Here is an 18903-nt window from a genome sequence, read left to right as displayed (position 1 = left end):
GTCGCCGCCAGCAGGGTCCGGGTGTAGTCGTGTTCGGGGGACGCGAAGACGCGCTCGGCGGGCCCGGTCTCGACGACCTTGCCGGCCTTCATGACCGCGATCCGGTCCGAGACGTAGCGGACCGTGTTGATGTCGTGGGAGATGAAGACCAGTCCCAGCCCCAGGGTCGACTTCAGGTCGGCGAGCAGGTTCAGTACCTGGGCGCGCACCGAGACGTCCAGCGCCGAGGTGGGTTCGTCGGCGACGATGACGTCGGGGTCGAGCACCAGGGCACGGGCGATGGCCACACGCTGGCGCTGACCGCCGGAGATCTGGCGGGGGAGCACGTCGAGCGCCGACTGCGGCAGGCCGACCAGGTGCAGCAGGTTCTTCACCTTGGCCAGGCGCTCCGCGGCCGTGCCGATGCCGTGCACCCGCAGCGGGTCGATCAATTGGTCACGCACCAGCATCCGCGGGTTGAGCGCGGTGGCGGGGTCCTGGAAGACGACCGAGACCGACCGGCCCAGGGTGCGGCGCGCCCCGCGGGAACCGCCGAGTTGTTGGCCGTTGAACAGCACCTGGCCGGAGGTCGGCTGCTGCAGCCCGACCATGACCCGGGCCAGCGTGGTCTTCCCGCAGCCGGACTCACCGACGATGCCGACGACTTCGCCGCGGTGGCTGGTGAAGTTGACCCCGTCCACGGCGCGGATGCGGTCGGGACGAAACAGCTTGCCGGTGCGCAGCTTGTGGACGACGTGGATGTCGCGCAGGTCGATGACCGGGGTGGTGGACTGGCTCATCGCTGGTCTCCTGCGGTGACGGGCTCGGGGCTGCTGGATGCGGAGCTACTGGGTTCGGGGCTTCCGGGTTCGGGGCTGGTCGCCACCGCGTGGGTGGTGCCCGGCAGGGTGATCATCGTCGGACGGATGTCCAGGCCGAGGGTCGGCGTCGACGAGCGGGGGGCGAACCGGTTCCCCGTGACGAACTCGCGGGGTGAGGGGACGGTGCCGGGCACTTGGTGAAGGCGTTCGGCGCCGGACTCGATGGACAGCACCGAGCCCAGCAGGCCCCGGGTGTATTCGTGGCGCGGGTCGATCAGCAGTTCCTGGTTGGTGGCCTGTTCGACCACCTGACCGGCGTACATCACCGTGATCCGGTGGGCGAGTTGGGCCACCAGCGCCAGGTCGTGGCTGACGAAGACCATCGCGAAGCCGAGCTCGGTTCGCAGCCGGTTGAGCAGGTCGACGACCTGCTGCTGCACGGTCACGTCCAGGGCGGTGGTGGGTTCGTCGGCGATGACCAGCTTGGGGTCACGCGTCAAGGCCATGGCGATCAGCACGCGCTGGCGCTGGCCACCCGACAACTCATGCGGGTAGGCGGCCAGGGTGCGCTTCGGGTCCAGACCGACCAACCCCATCAGCTCCTCGGCGGTGCGGGTGCCGCCGCGCTTGATCAGTTGCTGCAGCTGGGTGCGCACCAGCATCGACGGGTTCAGCGAGCTCAGCGCATCCTGGTAGATCATCGCCATGTCGTGGCCCCGCAGGTCGTTGCGCTCCCGGGCGCCCATGGTGAGCAGGTTGCGTCCCTCGAAGAGGATCTCGCCGCGGATGTCGGCGGTGCGGGGCAGCAGCCCCATGATGGCCATCGAGGTGATCGACTTGCCGCAGCCGGACTCGCCGACCAGACCCATCGTCTCGCCGGGACGGACGGTGAAGGAGACGTCATCGACGATGTCGACCTCGCCGTGGGCCGAGGGGAAGGCGATCCGCAGGTTGCGCACGTCCAGCAGCGGTTGGACGTGCGTGTCGGCGAAGACCAGCCGGTCGCTGCGGCTGCGCTCGCGGATGGCCAGCGTGGCCAGCGACTCGTCCAGCAGCCGCTGGGCGGTGGTCTGGTCGGTGACGCCGAGCACCAGGTCGCCCTGGGCGAGCAACTCCTCGGGGTCCAGGTCGTCGGTGGTGGGCAGCGCGTGGGCACGGACGCCGATGGGTTCGGTTCCCTGCACCGGGCTGGCGACGGCCTGGTCCAGCGCTGCCTCGGCCTCGGCGACCGGGTCCCGCGGGGTGTCCTCGGTGGCGGCGACGGTGCTGATCAGCTTCTGCTCGTCGGCCTCGACGTCGACATGCTTCTTGGGGGTGGGGCTGGCCAGGGTGTCGGTGAGCCCCTCGGACAGGATGTTCAGCGAGAGCACGGTGATCAGGATCATCAGCCCGGGGAAGAAGGTGGGCCACCACGCCCCGGAGATCAGCAGCTGCTTGCCCTCGGCCAGGACGTTGCCCCAGGACGGGTTGGGCGGGCGGACGCCGGCGTTGATGAACGACAGCGAGGCCTCGAAGACGATCGCGTCGGCGACCAGCACCGTGGCGAAGACCAGGATCGGGGCCAGGCAGTTGCGGGCGACGTGCTTGATCAGGATCCAGGTGGTCGAGGCGCCCATCACGCGGGAGGCGGCGACGTAGTCCTCACCGAACTGGGCCAGCACGTTGGCGCGGACCACGCGGGCGAGCTGGGGCACGTACAGGAACGCGATGGCCATGATGATCACCGGCAGGGAGGTGCCGAAGACGGCCACGAAGACCACGGCCAGGGCGATGCCGGGGAAGGACATCACGATGTCGAGGATGCGCATCAGCACCTCGGAGACCCACTTGTGGGCGGTGGCGGCGACCGAACCGAGGATCGCGGCGAAGAACAGGGCGATGCCGGTGGCGCACAGACCGATCAGCAGCGAGGCGCGGGCCCCGTAGAGGACCCGGCTGAAGATGTCGCGGCCGGTGGCGTCGGTGCCGAACCAGAAGGTGCCGTTGGGGGCGACGTTGGGTCGCAGGATCTCGCCGGTGGGCAGCGGGCCGACGATCTCGGGGTCGGTGGACAACCCCGTGGCCAGCGGGTCGAAGGGTGCCAGCAGCGGCGCGAAGACCGCGGCGAGGACGACCACGAGCAGGAAGAACACGGCGATCTTGGACGCCAGGGGCAGCCGCCGCAGGGCGCCGAGGCTGCCGCCTTGCACCGTGGTGAGTCGTGAGGTGAGCGTGGGGCGCATGTCAGATGCTCCTGATCCGCGGGTTGACCAGTACGTACAGCATGTCGACCACAATGTTGACGACGATGAAGGCGATGGCGACTGTCAGGGTCACGCCCTGCACCAGGTAGACGTCATTGCGGGTGACGCCGTCCAGGATGAGCTGGCCCATGGCCTGGATGTTGAAGATGATCTCGATGATGACCGCCCCGCCCATCAGGTAGCCGACCCGCAGGCCCAGCACGGTGATGGGGGTGATCAGCGCGTTGCGCAGCACGTTGCGAGCCACCACGATCGGGTAGGGGATGCCCGAGCCGATGGCGGTGCGCACGTAGTCCTTGTCGAGTTCCTCGACCATGGCGGTGCGCACGACCCGGGTCAGCGAGCCGGTGACCGGCACCGCGAGTGCCAGCACGGGCAGGGTGATGTTGTTGACGTACTGTGCGGGGTTCTCGCTGAACGGCACCCAGTCGAGGATCAGGGCGGGGAAGATGCCCCAGGCGCCGGGAACCTGGCCCAGCCACTGGATCAGCAGGATTGCCAGCCAGAAGGACGGGGTCGCCAGCGCAGCGATGGAGATGACGCGGATGCCCTGGTCGGGCCAGCGGTCGCGGTAGAGGGCGGCGAGGACGCCGAGCACCAGGGACAGGACGACGGCGACGGCCAGACCCAGGAAGGTGAGCTGCAGGGTGATCGGGAAGGCCTGGGCCACCACATCGGTTACCGGCGTGTTGCCGCTGGTGGTGCCCAGGTCGCCGCGCAGCAGGCCGGCCATGAAACTGGCGTAGCGCACCATCAGCGGATCGTCCAGGCCGTGCTCGGCGCGGTACAGGGCCTTGGCCTCGTCGGAGGCTGATTCACCCAGCGCCAACTGGGCCGGGTCAGCGGGCGAGAACGCCATCACGAGGAAGACCAGCAGGGTGACTCCCACGACCATGATGGGGAAGGCGATCAGGCGCCGCCCGATCAGGCGGAGCAAGTTGGACACGGTGGCAACTCCTTGGTTGGGTGCAGCCGCGGTGGGGGTCCGCGGCCCTGGGGCCGGCACCCGCAGTGGGGTGTGGGTGCCGGCCGTCCGGGGGTGCTGCTGGTGGTGCCTACTTGGTCGAGGCGACGTTCTGGAAGCTCAGCCCCGTGACCGGGATCGGCTTGAAGTCGACCAGCGACGAGGCGTCCCACGCGGTGGGCGCCTTGCGGTGGAACAGCGGGTAGAGCGGGACATTGTCGGAGAGGACGTTGAACAGTTCGCCCCAGGTCGCCTTCTGGGCGGCCTTGTCGGTGGCCTCAATGCCCTTCTTGAGCAGGCCCTGCACCGTGGTGTAGGACTCACTGCCCTTCCAGTGCATGCGCTTGTCGGTCCACACGTCACCCGCGTACCACCAGCGGACCAGCAGGTCGGGGTCGTTGCCGAAGACCGAGGGGTCGCCGGGGGCGATGACCACGTCGAAGGCGTTGGGGTCGCTGTCGATGGTGTTGTAGACGTCGGCGGACTTCTTCTGCTCGAAGCTGACCTCGATGCCGACAGCCTTCAGCGACTCCTGGATGATCGGGGTGACCTTCTGGACCCAGTCGTGGTCGGTGCACAGCATCCGGAACTTCTTCAGACCCGTCTCGGCGAACAGGCTCTTGGCCTTGTCGGCATCCAGTGCGTAGACGGTCGACGCCTTCTGGTACTCGGGGTGGGACGACTGCAGGAACGAGGTGGCGGCCTCGGCCTGGCCGAGCATGCCGGTGGCGATGACCTTGTTCATGTCGATGGCGTAGAGGAACGCCTGACGGTTCTTCTGGTTCGCGAAGGGGTTGTTGGCGCTGTTGTTGAACATGGCGAACAGCAGGCCGAAGCCCTGGGCCGACTCCACCTGGGCGCTGGCCTTGAGTTGGTCGATCGACAGGTAGGGCACCGAGTCAATGGCCTGGACGCTCTTGGACTGGATGGCGTTGGTGCGCGTCGAGGCGTCAGGAATGATCTGCCACTCCATGGCCTTGGCCCGTGCCTTGTTGGGGCCGGTGTAGTCGTCGAAGCGCTCGAAGACGATCTTCTTGGAGGTGGCCCCGTTGTCGGTCATCTTCCACGGGCCGGTGCCGACGGGGTTGGCGTCGAAGGCCTTCTTGTCCTTCTCCACGGCGGCCTTGGGGACGATCTTGACGACCGCGAGACGGTCGGCGAAGACGCCGGTGGGGTGCTTGAGGGTGAAGGTGACGGTGGTCTCGTCCTTCTTGGCGACCTTGTCGATGAACGGGATGAACTGTCGGTACAGGGACGCGTTGGCAACGTCGAGAACACGTTCGAAGGAGTAGACCACGTCCTCGGCGGTGACCGGGGTGCCGTCGTGGAAGACCGCTCCGTCACGCAGGGCGACGTCGACGGTGGTGCCGTCGGCCGAGGGCAGTTCCTTGGCCAGGGCGGCATAGGTCTTGCGGGTCGCCGGGTCGATCTCGGTGAGGCCCTCGAGGGTGTGCCAGTTGACGGCGACCGTCAGCGCGGCGCTGGTGGTCATCGGGTCGTAGCCGTTGGTGCCCAGCTCGTAGCTGATGGCGGCCTTGATGGTGCCGTCGGCGCTGGCCGAACCCGCCGCGGTCGCGGCGGAGGTGGTGCTGGTCGAGCCGGAGCCGTCAGGCGCGCAGGCCGACAGGGTGGCCGCGAGGCCGGCGGCTGCGCCGATCGAGGCCGTCAAGTTGAAGAATGCCCGCCGTGAACGCGGCTCCTGGATGGGGGACTGCATGTGAGGCTCCTTTGCGACAGTGCAATGCGGCCGGGGCCGCGGACGGGATTCGCCACCATGGAGATCCCGCCCGACATCGGACGTCTGATGTCTGATGTACGTTAGGATGACTGTAGATTCCGGAGGGACCACGGGTCAAGCCGACGGCGCGACTCCCAGGTCACGATGAGGTCACGCAGCAGTGGGGCGCCCGCCCGGGCGTGCGCCGGCGAAGGTTCGCAGTCAGAGTGACTGCGCAGCGTAAAGGAAGGGCCAGCCATGGCAAGGAAGCCAGCAGACGACGAAGCGCTCAACGGCACTGCGCGAACGGTCGTCACGCGTCCGGGTGCTGGCCTGTCGGCCGTCGAGGCCATCAAGGCGTACATCCTGGAGCGGGGACTGGCGCCCGGGGACCCGTTGCCGACAGAAGCCGAACTGTGTTCCTCGCTGGGGGTCTCGCGTTCCTCGGTCCGGGAGGCCATTCGCACCCTGGTGTCGCTGGACATCGTCGACGTCCGCCATGGCCATGGCACCACGGTGGGGGGCTTGTCCCTGGCCCCCTTCGTCAACGGACTGGTGTTTCGCAGCCTGTTGAATCCCGGGGGTGGGCTGACCACCCTGCGGGAGGTCGTCGAGCTCCGCCAGGGCATCGACTTGTTGGCCGCCGAGCCGCTGGTGGAGAACTATCGCGGCCAGGACACCGCCGAGTTGCAGGCCCTGGTCGACCAGATGCGTGCGGAATCCGCCAATGGGTCACCATTCCTGGAGACCGACCGGGCTTTCCATGAATTGTTGCTGCGTCAGGCCGGCAATGATCTGGTGCGCCAATTGGTGGGGGCGTTGTGGGAGGTGCACACCGTCGTGGTGCCGCAACTGGGAATTCCCGAGCCCGACGACATTCGCACGACCGTCGACGCCCATGGGGCAATGTTGGCGGCCGTGGTCGCCGGCGACGTGGCAGCCTACCGAGCTGCGGTGCTGACGCACTACGCGCCCCTGCGTCGGGTGCTGGAACAGTCGCGTTGAGGCGTGTCACCTGGTGTTCATCGACGCCACGCTGAGGGGAGCGGGGCTGCGGGCGGCCCGACGCTAGACTGCCCAGCATGCGGGTTGCCATCATTGCGGAGTCATTCCTACCTCAGGTGAATGGCGTGACCAATTCGGTCCTGCGAGTGCTTGAGCACCTGCGCGCCACCGGCCACGACGCCTTCGTGGTGGCGCCACAGGACGTCGGCAGGACGCCGAAGCAGTACCTCGGCTACCCGGTGATCGCGCTGCCCTCGGTGGGCCTGCCCGGGTACGCGGACGTCCGGGTGGTGGGCACCACCACCTTTGCCATGGCCAAGATCCTGGACGACCACGGACCCGACGTCGTGCACCTGGCTGCCCCGTTCATGATGGGCTACAAGGCGGCACTGGCCACCGCGCACCTCGGTCTGCCGAGCGTCGCGATCTACCAGACCGACCTGGCCACCTACGCCGCGCGGTACGGCGCACCCCACCTGGAGCCGGTCTTCTGGCGCCGGCTGCGGCTGACGCATTCCCTGGCCACCCTCAACTTCGCCCCCTCGACGGTGGCCCGCGACCAGTTGGTCAAGCAGGGCATTCCGCGCGTGGGCATCTGGGCGCGCGGCGTCGACTCGGTGCGCTTCCACCCCGACAAGCGGTCGGACGAGTTGCGCCGCGAGTGGGCACCCGGGGGTGAGAAGATCGTCGGCTACATGGGACGGCTGGCCCCCGAGAAGGGGGTCGAGGACCTGCGCGTGCTGGCCGACCTGCCGGACACCCGGCTGGTCATCATCGGGGGTGGCCCCTTGCAGGACGAGCTGAAGGCGAGCCTTCCCGACGCGATCTTCACCGGCCCCAAGACCGGCGAGGACCTGGCGGTGTCACTGGCCAGCTTCGACGTGTTCGTCCACACCGGGGAACTGGAGACCTTCGGCCAGACCATCCAGGAGGCGCAGGCCTCCGGTGTCCCGGTGGTGGCGCCGCGCCGCGGTGGACCCATTGACCTGGTCACCCCCTCGCACACCGGGTGGCTCTACGAGCCGGGCGACCTGCAGGGGCTGCGCGCCTACGTCGCCGACCTGGTCGGGGACGACGCCAAGCGGGCCGCCTTCGCCAGGACCTGTCGCGAGACCGTCCGCACCAGGACCTGGTCGGCGTTGTGCACCCAACTGGTGGGCCACTACGAGCACGCCATTCGCACCGCCTCGCAGTCGTCGGTGCCGCAACCGCTGATCACCGCGCTCTGAGGGCAATCGGCGCACCCGTGCGACCTGTCGGTGACCGTGGCGTCGACGACCGGCCGGCGGTGAACGCCGACGGCTCGGTGGGGGCGCCTGCCGACAGGTGAACGCCGGAGAATCCGGCACCCGGTCACCATGTCCGGCGATCCGGGGGAGGCCAGCAGGCATTCGTGGCCCCGGGGCACAATGTCCGCCTCAGCGGGCGAGGAGGGCAGCGTTGGTGGCCCTGAGGGCACAATGTCCGGTGGCGCGGCGAGGACGGCAGGCGTTGGTGGGGTCACCGCGTCCGATTTCGCCGAACCCGGCCCGACAAGCTAGAGTAGGTAGACGTTACGGACCCGATGTCCGGTCCGCCTGATGGAAATGACTTCCGTCGGCGATGCGAATCAGTTGCAGGGATCTCCACACGCTGGGGACGAGGGACAAGCGACGAATTCGCCCAACACCACCTTTCGGCATGGCAGTACCTCAGTGAGGCTGCGCCGAGATTCCCTGGCACAGACGCCACCAACATTCGTTGGTACTTCGTCGTGCAACTGACCGTGTCGCCGGCCCCCCGTGGCCGGTGATGTCACCATGCCGCCCCGTCGCGGTTGACCGCCCCAGGGCGAAAAGGACTCACCCATGTCTTCAGACAAGACCCCCAAGCGCGGCCCCAAGTCCGCCAAGAACCGCCCCGCCAAGTCGCACAAGGCCGACGGCACCCCCAAGAAGCGTTGGTCGGCTGCCGAGCGCACCCAGAATGGTCTGGGCCCCCGCAATCGCGGCGGCCAGCGCGAGAACACCTTTGCGCCCCGGTGGAATCGCGAGGGCGGGGACGCCCGCCAGGACCGCTTCGGTGGCGAGCGCCGCGACGGCGACCAGGCCCGCAGCTTCAACCGGGATGATCGTCCCCAGCGCAGCTTTGACCGCAACGATCGTCCGAGCTTCAACCGGGATGATCGTCCCCAGCGCAGCTTTGACCGCAACGATCGTCCCAGCTTCAACCGGGATGATCGTCCCCAGCGCAGCTTTGACCGCAACGACCGTCCCAGCTTCAACCGGGACGACCGTCCCCAGCGCAGCTTCAACCGCGACGACCGCCCCCAGCGCGATGATCGCCCCCGTTTTGAGCGTGACGACCGTCGTCCGCGTCCGGCCCGTGATGGCCATTGGGGCGGCGATGTCCGTGCCCGTGAGGAGAGTGGACGCGTGTTCACCGGTAACAGCTATGACCGCAACGACCGCCCGCGCCAGGAGCGCAGCGACCGTCCCCGCTTTGAGCGCAACGACCGTCCCCGCTTCGAGCGCAACGACCGTCCGCGCTTCGAGCGCAATGATCGTCCGCGCTTCGAGCGCAACGACCGCCCGAGCGACGACGCCGCCCTCGACCAGATGGACTGGCAGCAGGAAGAGGTCGTCGACCTGGACACCTCCGGCGTCGACCACGAGGGTGGCTTCAGCACCCTCGGCCTGCCCGACGAGATCGTCGCCATGCTGACCAAGCGCGGCATCAACGAGCCCTTCCCGATCCAGGTCGCGACCATTCCGGACGCCCTGGCCGGTCGCGACGTGCTCGGACGGGCACGCACCGGTTCGGGCAAGACCCTGGCCTTCAGCCTGCCGGTCGTCACCCGCCTCTCGCAGGACCCGGAGGCCACCCACACCCAGGGCGGTCGCCGCACCCCTCGCGCCCTGGTGCTGGTCCCGACCCGCGAACTCGCGCTGCAGGTTGCCGACGTGCTCTCGCCGCTGGCCGCCTCGCTGGGACTCAAGCTGGTGCTGGTCGCCGGCGGCATGCCCTACGGACCCCAGACCAAGGCCTTTGACAGGGGCGTGGACATCGTGGTGGCCACCCCCGGTCGCCTGATCGACCTGCTCGAGCAGGGCGCCGCCGACCTGTCCAACGTGCAGATCACCGTGCTCGACGAGGCCGACCACATGGCCGACCTGGGCTTCATGCCGGCCGTCACCACGCTGCTGGACGCCGTCTCCGAGGGCGGCCAGAAGCTGCTCTTCTCGGCCACCCTGGACGGTGCCGTTGACCGTCTGGTCAAGAAGTACATGAACACCCCCGCCCTGCACGAGGTCGACTCCGGCAAGGCCAGCGTCACCACCATGCGCCACGAGGTCTTCCTGGTGAAGCCCCACGACAAGGTCGAGGTCACCGCACGCATCGCCAACCGCGAGGGCCGCACCGTCATCTTCGCCCGCACCCAGTTGGGCACCGACCGGGTCGCCGCCCAGCTGCGTGAGGCCGGCGTGATGGCCGGGTCCCTGCACGGTGGCCTGACCCAGGGCGCCCGCGCCCGGATGCTGGCCGCCTTCAAGGAGGGCACCCTGCCGGTGCTCGTGGCCACCGACGTCGCCGCCCGCGGCATCCACGTCGACGAGGTCTCACTGGTGCTGCAGATCGATCCGCCGATGAATGGCAAGGACTACACCCACCGCGCCGGTCGTACCGCGCGCGCCGGTTCGGAGGGTGCGGTCATCTCGATCGTGCTGCCGCACCAGCGTCGCCAGACCCTGCGGATGATCGGCTCGACCGGAGTGAAGGTCGACCCCGTCGACATCCGCCCCGACGACGAGGCCCTGGTCAACCTGACCGGCGCCGCCGAGCCCACCGGTGAGCCCATCACCGATGACCAGCTCAAGGTCCTGGTGGCACCCCGCCAGACTGCTCGTCGTCCCCGCCCCGAGGGCGGCCGCGGCGGCTACGACAACAAGCGCGGCGGCGGCTTCAACCGTGGCGGCAGCCGTGGGGGCGGCTTCAACCGTGGCGGCAGCGGCAGCGGCGGCGGCTACCGCGGCAACAAGGGCGGCTACGGCAAGCCCCGCGTCGCCGAGGCCGGCGGCTGGAACCGCGACAACTGACACGTTCACCACGCACACAGCTGCGTCGGCCCTCGCGGGTCGGCGCAGCTGTGCTGCGTCCGGCATATGATGGGTCGTTGTGAATCAGCAGGCGCAACCCGTGGCAGGACATGACCCAGACGTCGTGATCCGACTCGCCACTCCCGAGGACGCCGCCGCCGTGCTCGGCGTGGTCAGGGCAGCCTTCGCGGCCCGCCCGCCCGTTGACCCGCCAGCGGCGGCCCTGTCCGACACCCTCGCCGACGTCCGGACGTTCCTGGTCGACGGCGAGATCGTGCTGGCTGAGGTGGACGGGGTTCCAGCGGCCTCGCTGCAGATCAGCGCCCCCGTGGAACGACCCGACGGCTCCCGGGTGGCCGGCATGCACCGGGTCAGCGTGGTGCCCGAGTTCCGCCGGTTCGGCGTCGGCGCGAGCATCATTCGCGCTGGCGCGATGGTCGCCGGCGAGATGGGGGCCACCCACGTGGAACTGCTCTCCCGGCGCGAGTTCCCCGAGAACCTGCGCATGTGGCAGCGGCACGGCTTCGGCATTGCCCGTGAGGTCGACCTGGGCTACATCATGGCTCGCGAGCTCCCCGTGCGCGTGGAGGTCGTCGACGGTCCCGCCATGCAGCACCTGGGTGCCCTGATCGCCGGGCTGCTGCGCGCCGGTGACCTGGTGGTGGCTGCCGGGGGACTGGGCGCGGGCAAGACCACCCTGACCCAGGGCCTGGCCCGCGGCCTGGACGTCGAGGGCCAGGTCATCTCACCCACCTTCGTGATCAGCCGGGTGCACCGCGCCCGCAGCGGCGGCCCCGACCTGGTGCACGTCGACGCCTACCGCCTCGGCTCGGCGGCCGAGGTGGACGACCTTGACCTGGACGAGACCATGGCCGCCTCGGTGACGCTGGTCGAGTGGGGCCTGGGACTGGTCGAGGGCCTGGCCGACTCGGTGCTCACCATCGAGATCCACCGCTCCGGCGACCCGGACGACGAGACCCGGGTGGTGCTCATCTGGGGTGAGGGGCCCCGCTGGGCCGACGTCAACCTGACCGACGCGTTGCCCTGGCCCGTCACCACCGCCGTTCCCGCACAGGAAGCTGGAAGCCATGCCTGAGAAGCGCTGGTCCGAGAACCGTCCGCCCGAGAACCCCGACAACCGTGGGTCCGAGCATCGGTGGACCCTGGCCGTGGACACCTCCACCATGGTCTGCGCCGCCATCGCCCGCGACGGTGAGCTGGTCGCCGAGGCACGCCTCGACGACAGCCGGGCCCACACCGAGGCCCTGACACCCATGGTCCAGCAGCTGTGCGCCGAGGCGGGCATTGCCGTGGCCGACCTCACCGAGTTCGTGATGGGAGTGGGCCCGGGCCCGTTCACCGGCCTGCGCGTCGGCATCGTCACCGCCCGCACCCTGGCGGCGCTGGCCGGCACCGAGGCCCACGGCGTCTGCAGCGTGGACGTGGTGGCCCGCCAGGCAGTGCGTTCTGGTGGGGTGTCCGGGGAGTTCCTGACGGTGATCGACGCCCGCCGCAAGCAGGTCTACTGGGCCCGCCACGACAGCGAGGGGGTGCGCCTCGACGGTCCGCACGTCAGCGACCCCGCCGAGCTGCCGGACCTTCCCGCCACCGGCCCCGGCGCCGGACTCACCGACCGCGACACCTTCGGGGAGGACGTCCTGCGGGCCGGGGTGATGGCGACCGACTGGGCCGACCTCGCCGACGCCGGACTGGAACCGCTCTACCTGCGCAAGCCGGACGCGACCGTCTCGACCACCCGCAAGTCGACGCTGCTGCCCACCGGCCTGACCCCGCGCCGCAAGGCCACCAGCCGCCTGGGACGGCTGAAGGGGGAACCGTCATGATGCCCGAACGTGCCACCCCGGCCGACGCCGACCAGTTGGCCGACCTCGACCGGGCCTGCTTTGACGCCGCTGAACGCTGGTCGGCCCAGCTGTGGCTGGACGAACTCGAGGCGGCCGACCGTCTGGTCATCGTCCAGCGTGACCGTGACCTGATGGCGGCGGCCACCTTCGCGCTGGCCTTTGAGACCGTCGACCTGCACCGGGTGCTGGTCAGGCCCAGCCACCGCGGCCTCGGACTGGCCCGCCAACTGGTCCTGGCCGGCGCCGAATGGGCCGCTGACCGCGGCGCCGAGCAGATGATGCTCGAGGTGCGCCACGACAACACCGAAGCACTGGGCCTGTACGCCGGACTGGGCTTCACCACCATCGACACCCGCCGCAACTACTACGGTGCCGGCCTGGACGCCCGGGTCATGCAGACCGCGCTGCCGCTGCGCACACCCGGCGCCACCGCCCCACCAGCACCCAGTGCCGCAACGATCCAAGGAGACAGCCGTGGCTGAACCACTCGTGCTCGGCATCGAGTCGTCCTGCGACGAGACCGGTGTCGGCATCGTCCGGGGCAATGACCTGCTCGCCCACGAGGTCGCCTCCTCGGTCGACCAGCACGTCCGCTTCGGCGGCGTCGTGCCCGAGGTCGCCAGTCGCGCCCACCTGGAGGCGATGGTGCCGACCCTGCAGCGTGCCTGCGCCGCCGCCGACGTCGACCTGGCCGACCTGGACGGCATCGCCGTCACGGCCGGCCCCGGACTGATGGGCGCCCTGGTCGTCGGCCTGGCCAGCGCCAAGGCCCTGGCGGCCTGGCTCAACAAGCCGCTGTACGGGGTCAACCACCTGGCCGGGCATGTCGCGGTCGACCTGCTCGACCACGGCGACCTGCCCACCCCCTGCGTGGCGCTGCTGGTCTCCGGGGGCCACACCTCGCTGCTGCTGGTCAACGACATTGCCACCGGCATCGTCGAGATCGGCTCGACCATTGATGACGCCGCTGGTGAGGCCTACGACAAGGTCGCCCGCGTGCTGGGCCTGCCCTACCCGGGTGGTCCGGTGATCGACCGCGCCGCCCAGGCCGGTGACCCCACCGCGATCCGCTTCCCCCGCGGCCTCACCGCCCGGCACGACCTCGCCGAACACCGCTTCGACTTCTCCTTCTCGGGCCTGAAGACCGCGGTGGCGCGGTGGGTCGAGGCCCGCGAGCGGGACGGGCTGGACATCCCGGTCAATGACGTGGCCGCGTCCTTCCAGGAGGCCGTCGCCGACGTCCTCACCGCCAAGGCCGTTGACGCCGCCCAGCACCACGGCGTCCGCCACATGCTGATTGGTGGGGGAGTGGCCGCCAATTCCCGGCTGCGCACCCTGCTGGAGGAGCGCACCTCGGCGGCCGGCATCGAACTGCGTCGGCCGCGTCCGGCACTGTGCACCGACAATGGCGCCATGATCGCCGCGCTCGGGGTGCAGGTGATCAAGGCCGGCGGTGCGCCGAGCTCCTTTGACATCTCGGCCAACTCCGGGCTGCCGGTCGGCACGATCCTGGTCTGAGTTCCCTTCCCCGGTCTGGCAGTCTTGGGGGGTGAGTTCGTTCAGCATCTCCTCGTCCGACGGTTGGTTCCGCCTCGGCAGGCTCGAGGTGACCAGCACCGTCGCCGTCGTCCTGCTCGGTGCGCTCGGCATCGTCTTCGCCGCCTTCGTGCCGGGTCTGGGGGCGCTGGCCACCTTCATCCCGACCGCCGTGCTGGACGGCCAGCTGTGGCGGGTGGTCACCTGGCCGTGGCTCGACCAGGTCTCGCTGTGGTCACTGCTGACCCTGGTGATGGTGTGGTACTTCGGCGGCGACCTGGAACGCGAGATCGGACGCCGGTCGATGGCCTGGCTCTACGTCGGCTGCTGGGCGATCCTGACCGTCTTGTCGTTGGGTGTGGGACTGCTGCTCGGCGGCGGGTTCATGCTGGGGCTCGGCACCGTGCAGCTGCTGTTGCTGCTGCTGTGGATCGCCGACAACCCGCGGCGGCCCTTCTTCTTCGGCATCCCTGCCTGGGTGGTGGGCCTGGTGATCGTGGCCATGCAACTGCTGACCATGATCGCGGTGCGCTCGATCGGCAGCCTGGTCAGCCTGCTGGCGTCCTTCGTCCTGGTCGCGGTACTGGCCCGAAGCCTCGGCCTGTTGCGCGACTACGCCTGGATTCCGGGCCGACGTCGCGTCCGCACCTCCGCCGCAGCGCCCCGCCAGTCACGCACGGCGGCCCGACAGGAACGCCGCCGCACGTCTGATGCCGAACGCATCGACCAACTCCTCGACAAGATCAACGCCGGCGGCATCCACAGCCTCAGCGAGGCCGAGAAGCGGGAACTGCAGACCCTGCGCCAGCGCCGGCAGGGCTGAGCGGGCGTGCTCACCCCGATCCTGACCACGCTCGCCTTCGTCCGCCACCCCGACGGCGAGCGGGTGCTGATGTGCCACCGGGTGGCACGCAGTCACGACGAACAGCTGGGCAAGTACAACGGCCTTGGCGGCAAGGTCGAACGCGACGAGGACGTGGTGGCCTGCATCCGCCGAGAACTGCGCGAGGAGGCCGGCATCGAGGCCACCGCGCTGCGGCTGCGCGGCACCGTGTCGTGGCCCGGTTTCGGACGCGACGGCTCCGACCACTTCGGGTTCATCTTTGTGGTGGATGAATTCAGCGTGGTGGACGGATTCAATGGCGAGGTGCCGGCGGCGAACGAGGAGGGCGTGCTGACTTGGGAACGCATCGACGACCTCGACCGGTTGCCGATGTGGGCCGGTGACCGACATTTCATTCCGCTCGTCTTCGACGACTCGGTGCCCCAGTTCCACGGGGTCCTGCCCTATCGGGACGGCGAACCCACCAGTTGGACGGTCAGCCTGCTGGGCTGGGCGCCCAACGATCGGGGCACAGCGACGCAGCAGGCCGAGCCGGGTCGGGGCGCTAACCTCACTGGATGAGCATCGCATTGTTGACCGGGCCGCAAGGAGAGTCGGCCCTGGCGCTGGCCGCCGAGCAGCCCGATCCCAGGTCGGTCCAGGCGGCCACCCGACTGCGTGCCCGGTTCAGCCCGGAACTGGCCACTGCCGCCCTGCACCAGGAAGCGCTGCGCCGTCGTGCCGTCCCCAAGTTCGGTGACCGTGCCCACAACCTGATGTTCACCGCCGACGGCATGGAACAGGCCACCCGCGCCGAGGTGTCGAGATGGCGCTTCGCCCGATTGCGCTCGTCCGGCATCACCCACCTGCTCGATCTCGGCTGCGGCATCGGCGCCGACGCGCTGGCCGCGCTGGACGCCGGGCTGCAGGTCGTGGCCGTCGAACTCGACCCGGACACCGCGGCCTGCGCCCGCCACAACCTGGCGCTGGCCGACGCCGGTGCCCGGCTGGTCGAGGGCGATGCCACCGCACTGCTCGATGGCTTGCTGGCCGAGATGCCCCCCGACACCACGGCCATCCTGGTCGACCCGGCCCGCCGCACCGCACGCGGCCGCAGCTGGCGACTGGAGGACCTCAGCCCGCCGTGGTCCTTCGTCACCGACCTGGTCGCCGCAGGGCGTCCCATGGTGGTGAAGCTCGGCCCCGGCATTGACCGCGGGCTCCTTCCGCCGGTGCCCACCAGCCACGTCAGCCATGCCGGTGCCGCCGTCGAGACCACCCTGTGGTCGGGTTTCACGGACCTGGCGCCCATCGAGGCAGTCGCGATCGACCGTGCGGGGGTCGTCCACACCCTGGTCGGCGACCACCCCGGGGACGCGCCGCTCGGGCCGCTGGCCGCCTTCGTGCACGAACCCGACCCCGCGCTCAGCCGTGCCCAGTTGGTGACGGCGCTGGCGGACGACCTCGTCCAACTCGACGTCGGGGCGGGCTACTTCTCTTCCGACGCAGCCCTGGACGGGCCGTTCATGACCAGCTTCCGGGTCATTGAGGTGCTCGAGGCCCGGACGAAGACGTTGAAGCAGTGGGTGCGCAGCCACGACGTCGGCACCCTCGAGATCAAGAAGCGGGGTAGTGGTGGGCTGCTCGACACCGACCCGGCTGAGTTGCGCCGCACCCTGGCACCCAGGGGCACACAGACGGCGACCCTCGTGCTCGCCCGGGTGCAGGGCCACGTCCGGGCGCTCCACGTCGAACGCGCCGCCGTCGCCTAGCGCCCAGCGTGCCACGTCCAGATCGCTGGCACTCGGGTTGATCGAGTGCCAACCCGGGTATAGGTTTGGCATTGGCACTCTTCATTGGAGAGTGCCAACGCCGATGGGGTCGGCACCGCGACGACGCCCCCACTGGCACCTGTTCGAAAACTCAGCTGCCGCACGGCAGACACAGACACAGAAAGGGGTTTGACGTGGCATCCACGATCAAGCCGCTCGAGGACCGCGTCCTCGTTCAGCCTCTCGACGCCGAGCAGACCACCGCCTCGGGCCTTTTCATCCCCGAGACCGCCAAGGAGAAGCCCCAGGAGGGCAAGGTCGTCGCCACCGGCCCCGGTCGCGTCGACGACAACGGCAACCGCATTCCCCTCGACGTTGCCGAGGGCGACGTGGTGATCTTCAGCAAGTACGGCGGCACCGAAGTCAAGTACGACGGCATCGAGTACCTGCTGCTGAACGCCCGCGACATCCTCGCCGTCGTCACCAAGTAAGGACTCAGTACACATGGCAAAGACCCTTCAGTTTGACGAGGAGGCGCGTCGCTCACTCGAGCGTGGCGTCGACGTGCTCGCCAACACCGTGAAGGTGACCCTCGGCCCCAAGGGACGCTACGTCGTCCTCGACAAGAAGTTCGGCGCCCCGACCATCACCAATGATGGCGTCACCGTGGCCCGCGAAGTCGACCTTGAGGATCCCTACGAGAACCTTGGCGCGCAGCTCGCCAAGGAGGTCGCCACCAAGACCAACGATGTTGCCGGCGACGGCACCACCACCGCCACCGTGCTGGCCCAGGCACTGGTCCACGAGGGCCTGCGTGCGGTCGCCTCGGGTGCGAACCCGGTCGGTCTCAAGCGAGGCATCGACCAGGCCGTCACCGCCGTCATCGATGAACTGCGCAACCTGTCGCGGGCCATCGAGACCACCGAGGACATGTCCAACGTGGCCACGATCAGCTCGCGTGACGCGCAGATCGGTTCGCTCATCGCCGACGCCTTCGACAAGGTCGGCAAGGACGGCGTCATCACCGTCGACGAGTCGAACACCTTCGGCACCGAGCTCGAGTTCACCGAGGGCATGCAGTTCGACAAGGGATACCTGTCGCCCTACATGGTCACCGACTCCGACCGCATGGAGGCCGTCCTGGACGACCCCTACGTGCTGGTCCACTCGGGCAAGATCTCGTCGATGAACGAATTGCTGCCGCTGCTGGAGAAGGTCATCGGCGCCCAGGGCACCCTGTTCATCGTGGCCGAGGACGTTGACGGCGAGGCGCTGTCGACCCTGGTCGTGAACAAGATCCGTGGCGCGTTCACCTCGGTGGCCGTCAAGGCTCCCGCGTTCGGTGACCGCCGCAAGGCCATGCTCGAGGACATCGCGATCCTGACCGGTGGTCAGGTCGTCGCCCCCGAGGTCGGCCTCAAGCTCGACCAGGTGGGTCTGGAGGTGCTCGGCCGCGCTCGTCGCGTCGTCGTCACCAAGGACAACACCACCATCGTCGACGGTGCCGGTTCGCATGACGAGGTCTCGGCCCGCGTGGCACAGCTGCGCGCCGAGATCGAGCGCACCGATTCCGACTGGGACCGCGAGAAGCTGCAGGAGCGGGTTGCCAAGCTCGCCGGCGGCGTCTGCGTGATCAAGGTCGGCGCCGCCACCGAGGTGGAGCTCAAGGAGAAGAAGCACCGCATCGAGGACGCCGTCTCGGCCACTCGTGCAGCCATCGAGGAAGGCATTGTCGCCGGCGGCGGCTCTGCCCTCATCCACGCTGGCAAGGTGCTCGCCGACGGTCTGGGTCTCGAGGGTGACGAGCGCACTGGCGTCACCATCGTCGCCAAGGCCATTCGTGAGCCGCTGCGCTGGATCGCCGAGAACGGCGGCGAGGCCGGATACGTGGTCGTGGCCAAGGTCGCCGAACTGGAGCCCGGCCAGGGCTACAACGGCAAGACCAACGTCTACGAGAACCTGCTCGAGTCGGGCGTCATCGACCCGGTCAAGGTCACCCGGTCGGCGCTGGCCAACGCAGCCTCCATTGCTGCGCTGCTGCTCACCACCGAGACGTTGATCGTCGAGAAGGTCGAGCACGAGGACTGATCCTCGGTCCAACC

The 18903-nt window shown here is 69.1% G+C and carries 15 protein-coding genes and 1 pseudogene; 12 read left to right on the top strand and 4 right to left on the bottom strand.

What is annotated here, in order from left to right:
• The 4 genes from IPV09_RS09440 to IPV09_RS09420 all read right to left on the bottom strand — a co-directional run.
• On the bottom strand, nt 1-779 hold a 779-nt coding region (locus IPV09_RS09440), incomplete at its 3' end, for an ATP-binding cassette domain-containing protein (protein WP_207474985.1).
• A complete protein-coding gene (locus IPV09_RS14260; protein ID WP_242681435.1) occupies nt 776-3022 on the bottom strand; it encodes a dipeptide/oligopeptide/nickel ABC transporter permease/ATP-binding protein in 2247 nt (748 codons plus the stop codon). The genes IPV09_RS14260 and IPV09_RS09440, both read right to left, overlap by 4 nt.
• Nucleotide 3023: 1 nt before the next feature.
• Nucleotides 3024-3989, bottom strand: a complete 966-nt coding sequence (locus IPV09_RS09425) for an ABC transporter permease (protein WP_370590270.1) — start codon at nt 3987-3989, stop codon at nt 3024-3026.
• A gap of 109 nt (nt 3990-4098) precedes the next feature.
• A complete protein-coding gene (locus IPV09_RS09420; RefSeq protein ID WP_207474984.1) occupies nt 4099-5724 on the bottom strand; it encodes an ABC transporter substrate-binding protein in 1626 nt (541 codons plus the stop codon).
• A 258-nt stretch (nt 5725-5982) separates the two neighbouring features.
• Between IPV09_RS09420 and IPV09_RS09415 the strand changes: the two genes are divergently transcribed.
• The 12 genes and pseudogenes from IPV09_RS09415 (at nt 5983) to groL (ending at nt 18889) form a co-directional block, all read left to right on the top strand.
• Nucleotides 5983-6729, top strand: a complete 747-nt coding sequence (locus tag IPV09_RS09415; RefSeq protein WP_207474983.1) for a FadR/GntR family transcriptional regulator — start codon at nt 5983-5985, stop codon at nt 6727-6729.
• 77 nt (nt 6730-6806) lie between these two features.
• Nucleotides 6807-7958: a glycosyltransferase family 1 protein gene (locus IPV09_RS09410; protein ID WP_207474982.1), complete on the top strand. Its 1152-nt coding sequence runs from the start codon at nt 6807-6809 to the stop codon at nt 7956-7958.
• Between the two features lie 1368 nt (nt 7959-9326).
• Nucleotides 9327-10805, top strand: a complete 1479-nt coding sequence (locus tag IPV09_RS09405; protein ID WP_207474990.1) for a DEAD/DEAH box helicase — start codon at nt 9327-9329, stop codon at nt 10803-10805.
• A gap of 100 nt (nt 10806-10905) precedes the next feature.
• Entirely contained in the window at nt 10906-11901 is a 996-nt protein-coding gene (gene tsaE, locus IPV09_RS09400; RefSeq protein ID WP_370590269.1) for a tRNA (adenosine(37)-N6)-threonylcarbamoyltransferase complex ATPase subunit type 1 TsaE, read from the top strand.
• On the top strand, nt 11894-12649 hold the full coding sequence (gene tsaB / locus IPV09_RS09395) for a tRNA (adenosine(37)-N6)-threonylcarbamoyltransferase complex dimerization subunit type 1 TsaB (RefSeq protein WP_207474981.1): 756 nt from the start codon (nt 11894-11896) through the stop codon (nt 12647-12649). The genes tsaE and tsaB overlap by 8 nt, the downstream gene beginning before the upstream one ends.
• The gene (locus IPV09_RS09390) at nt 12646-13152 is read left to right on the top strand and encodes an N-acetyltransferase (RefSeq protein ID WP_207474980.1); all 507 of its coding nucleotides are present in this window, start codon (nt 12646-12648) and stop codon (nt 13150-13152) included. Before tsaB ends, IPV09_RS09390 begins: the two co-directional genes overlap by 4 nt.
• The gene (tsaD, locus tag IPV09_RS09385; RefSeq protein WP_207474979.1) at nt 13145-14188 is read left to right on the top strand and encodes a tRNA (adenosine(37)-N6)-threonylcarbamoyltransferase complex transferase subunit TsaD; all 1044 of its coding nucleotides are present in this window, start codon (nt 13145-13147) and stop codon (nt 14186-14188) included. Before IPV09_RS09390 ends, tsaD begins: the two co-directional genes overlap by 8 nt.
• A 31-nt stretch (nt 14189-14219) precedes the next feature.
• A complete protein-coding gene (locus IPV09_RS09380; RefSeq protein ID WP_207474978.1) occupies nt 14220-15029 on the top strand; it encodes a rhomboid family intramembrane serine protease in 810 nt (269 codons plus the stop codon).
• 6 nt (nt 15030-15035) lie between these two features.
• Nucleotides 15036-15533 (top strand): annotated as a pseudogene (locus IPV09_RS09375) (NUDIX domain-containing protein); the annotation flags it as partial.
• A gap of 74 nt (nt 15534-15607) precedes the next feature.
• Entirely contained in the window at nt 15608-16801 is a 1194-nt protein-coding gene (locus IPV09_RS09370; RefSeq protein ID WP_207474976.1) for a methyltransferase domain-containing protein, read from the top strand.
• A gap of 194 nt (nt 16802-16995) precedes the next feature.
• Nucleotides 16996-17292: a co-chaperone GroES gene (groES, locus tag IPV09_RS09365; RefSeq protein WP_207474975.1), complete on the top strand. Its 297-nt coding sequence runs from the start codon at nt 16996-16998 to the stop codon at nt 17290-17292.
• A 13-nt stretch (nt 17293-17305) separates the two neighbouring features.
• Nucleotides 17306-18889 (top strand): chaperonin GroEL, encoded by a 1584-nt coding sequence (gene groL / locus IPV09_RS09360; RefSeq protein WP_207474974.1) that lies wholly within the window; start codon nt 17306-17308, stop codon nt 18887-18889.
• The last annotated feature ends 14 nt before the right edge of the window (nt 18890-18903 follow it).

It is taken from the genome of Tessaracoccus sp. SD287 (assembly GCF_017355265.1).
Taxonomy (GTDB): Bacteria; Actinomycetota; Actinomycetes; order Propionibacteriales; family Propionibacteriaceae; genus Aestuariimicrobium.
The sequence above is the reverse complement of the archived record's forward strand: the minus strand, read 5'-3'. Positions and strand labels throughout refer to the sequence as shown.

Bases quoted from the DNA above. Each gene is read 5' to 3' on its own strand.
- IPV09_RS09405 (WP_207474990.1), top strand. From the start codon at position 9,327: ATGGACTGGCAGCAGGAAGAGGTCGTCGACCTGGACACCTCCGGCGTC.
- tsaB (WP_207474981.1), top strand. From the start codon at position 11,894: ATGCCTGAGAAGCGCTGGTCCGAGAACCGTCCGCCCGAGAACCCCGAC.
- IPV09_RS09410 (WP_207474982.1), top strand. From the start codon at position 6,807: ATGCGGGTTGCCATCATTGCGGAGTCATTCCTACCTCAGGTGAATGGC.
- IPV09_RS09420 (WP_207474984.1), bottom strand. From the start codon at position 5,724: ATGCAGTCCCCCATCCAGGAGCCGCGTTCACGGCGGGCATTCTTCAAC.
- IPV09_RS09415 (WP_207474983.1), top strand. From the start codon at position 5,983: ATGGCAAGGAAGCCAGCAGACGACGAAGCGCTCAACGGCACTGCGCGA.
- IPV09_RS09390 (WP_207474980.1), top strand. From the start codon at position 12,646: ATGATGCCCGAACGTGCCACCCCGGCCGACGCCGACCAGTTGGCCGAC.
- IPV09_RS09370 (WP_207474976.1), top strand. From the start codon at position 15,608: ATGAGCATCGCATTGTTGACCGGGCCGCAAGGAGAGTCGGCCCTGGCG.
- groL (WP_207474974.1), top strand. From the start codon at position 17,306: ATGGCAAAGACCCTTCAGTTTGACGAGGAGGCGCGTCGCTCACTCGAG.
- IPV09_RS14260 (WP_242681435.1), bottom strand. From the start codon at position 3,022: ATGCGCCCCACGCTCACCTCACGACTCACCACGGTGCAAGGCGGCAGC.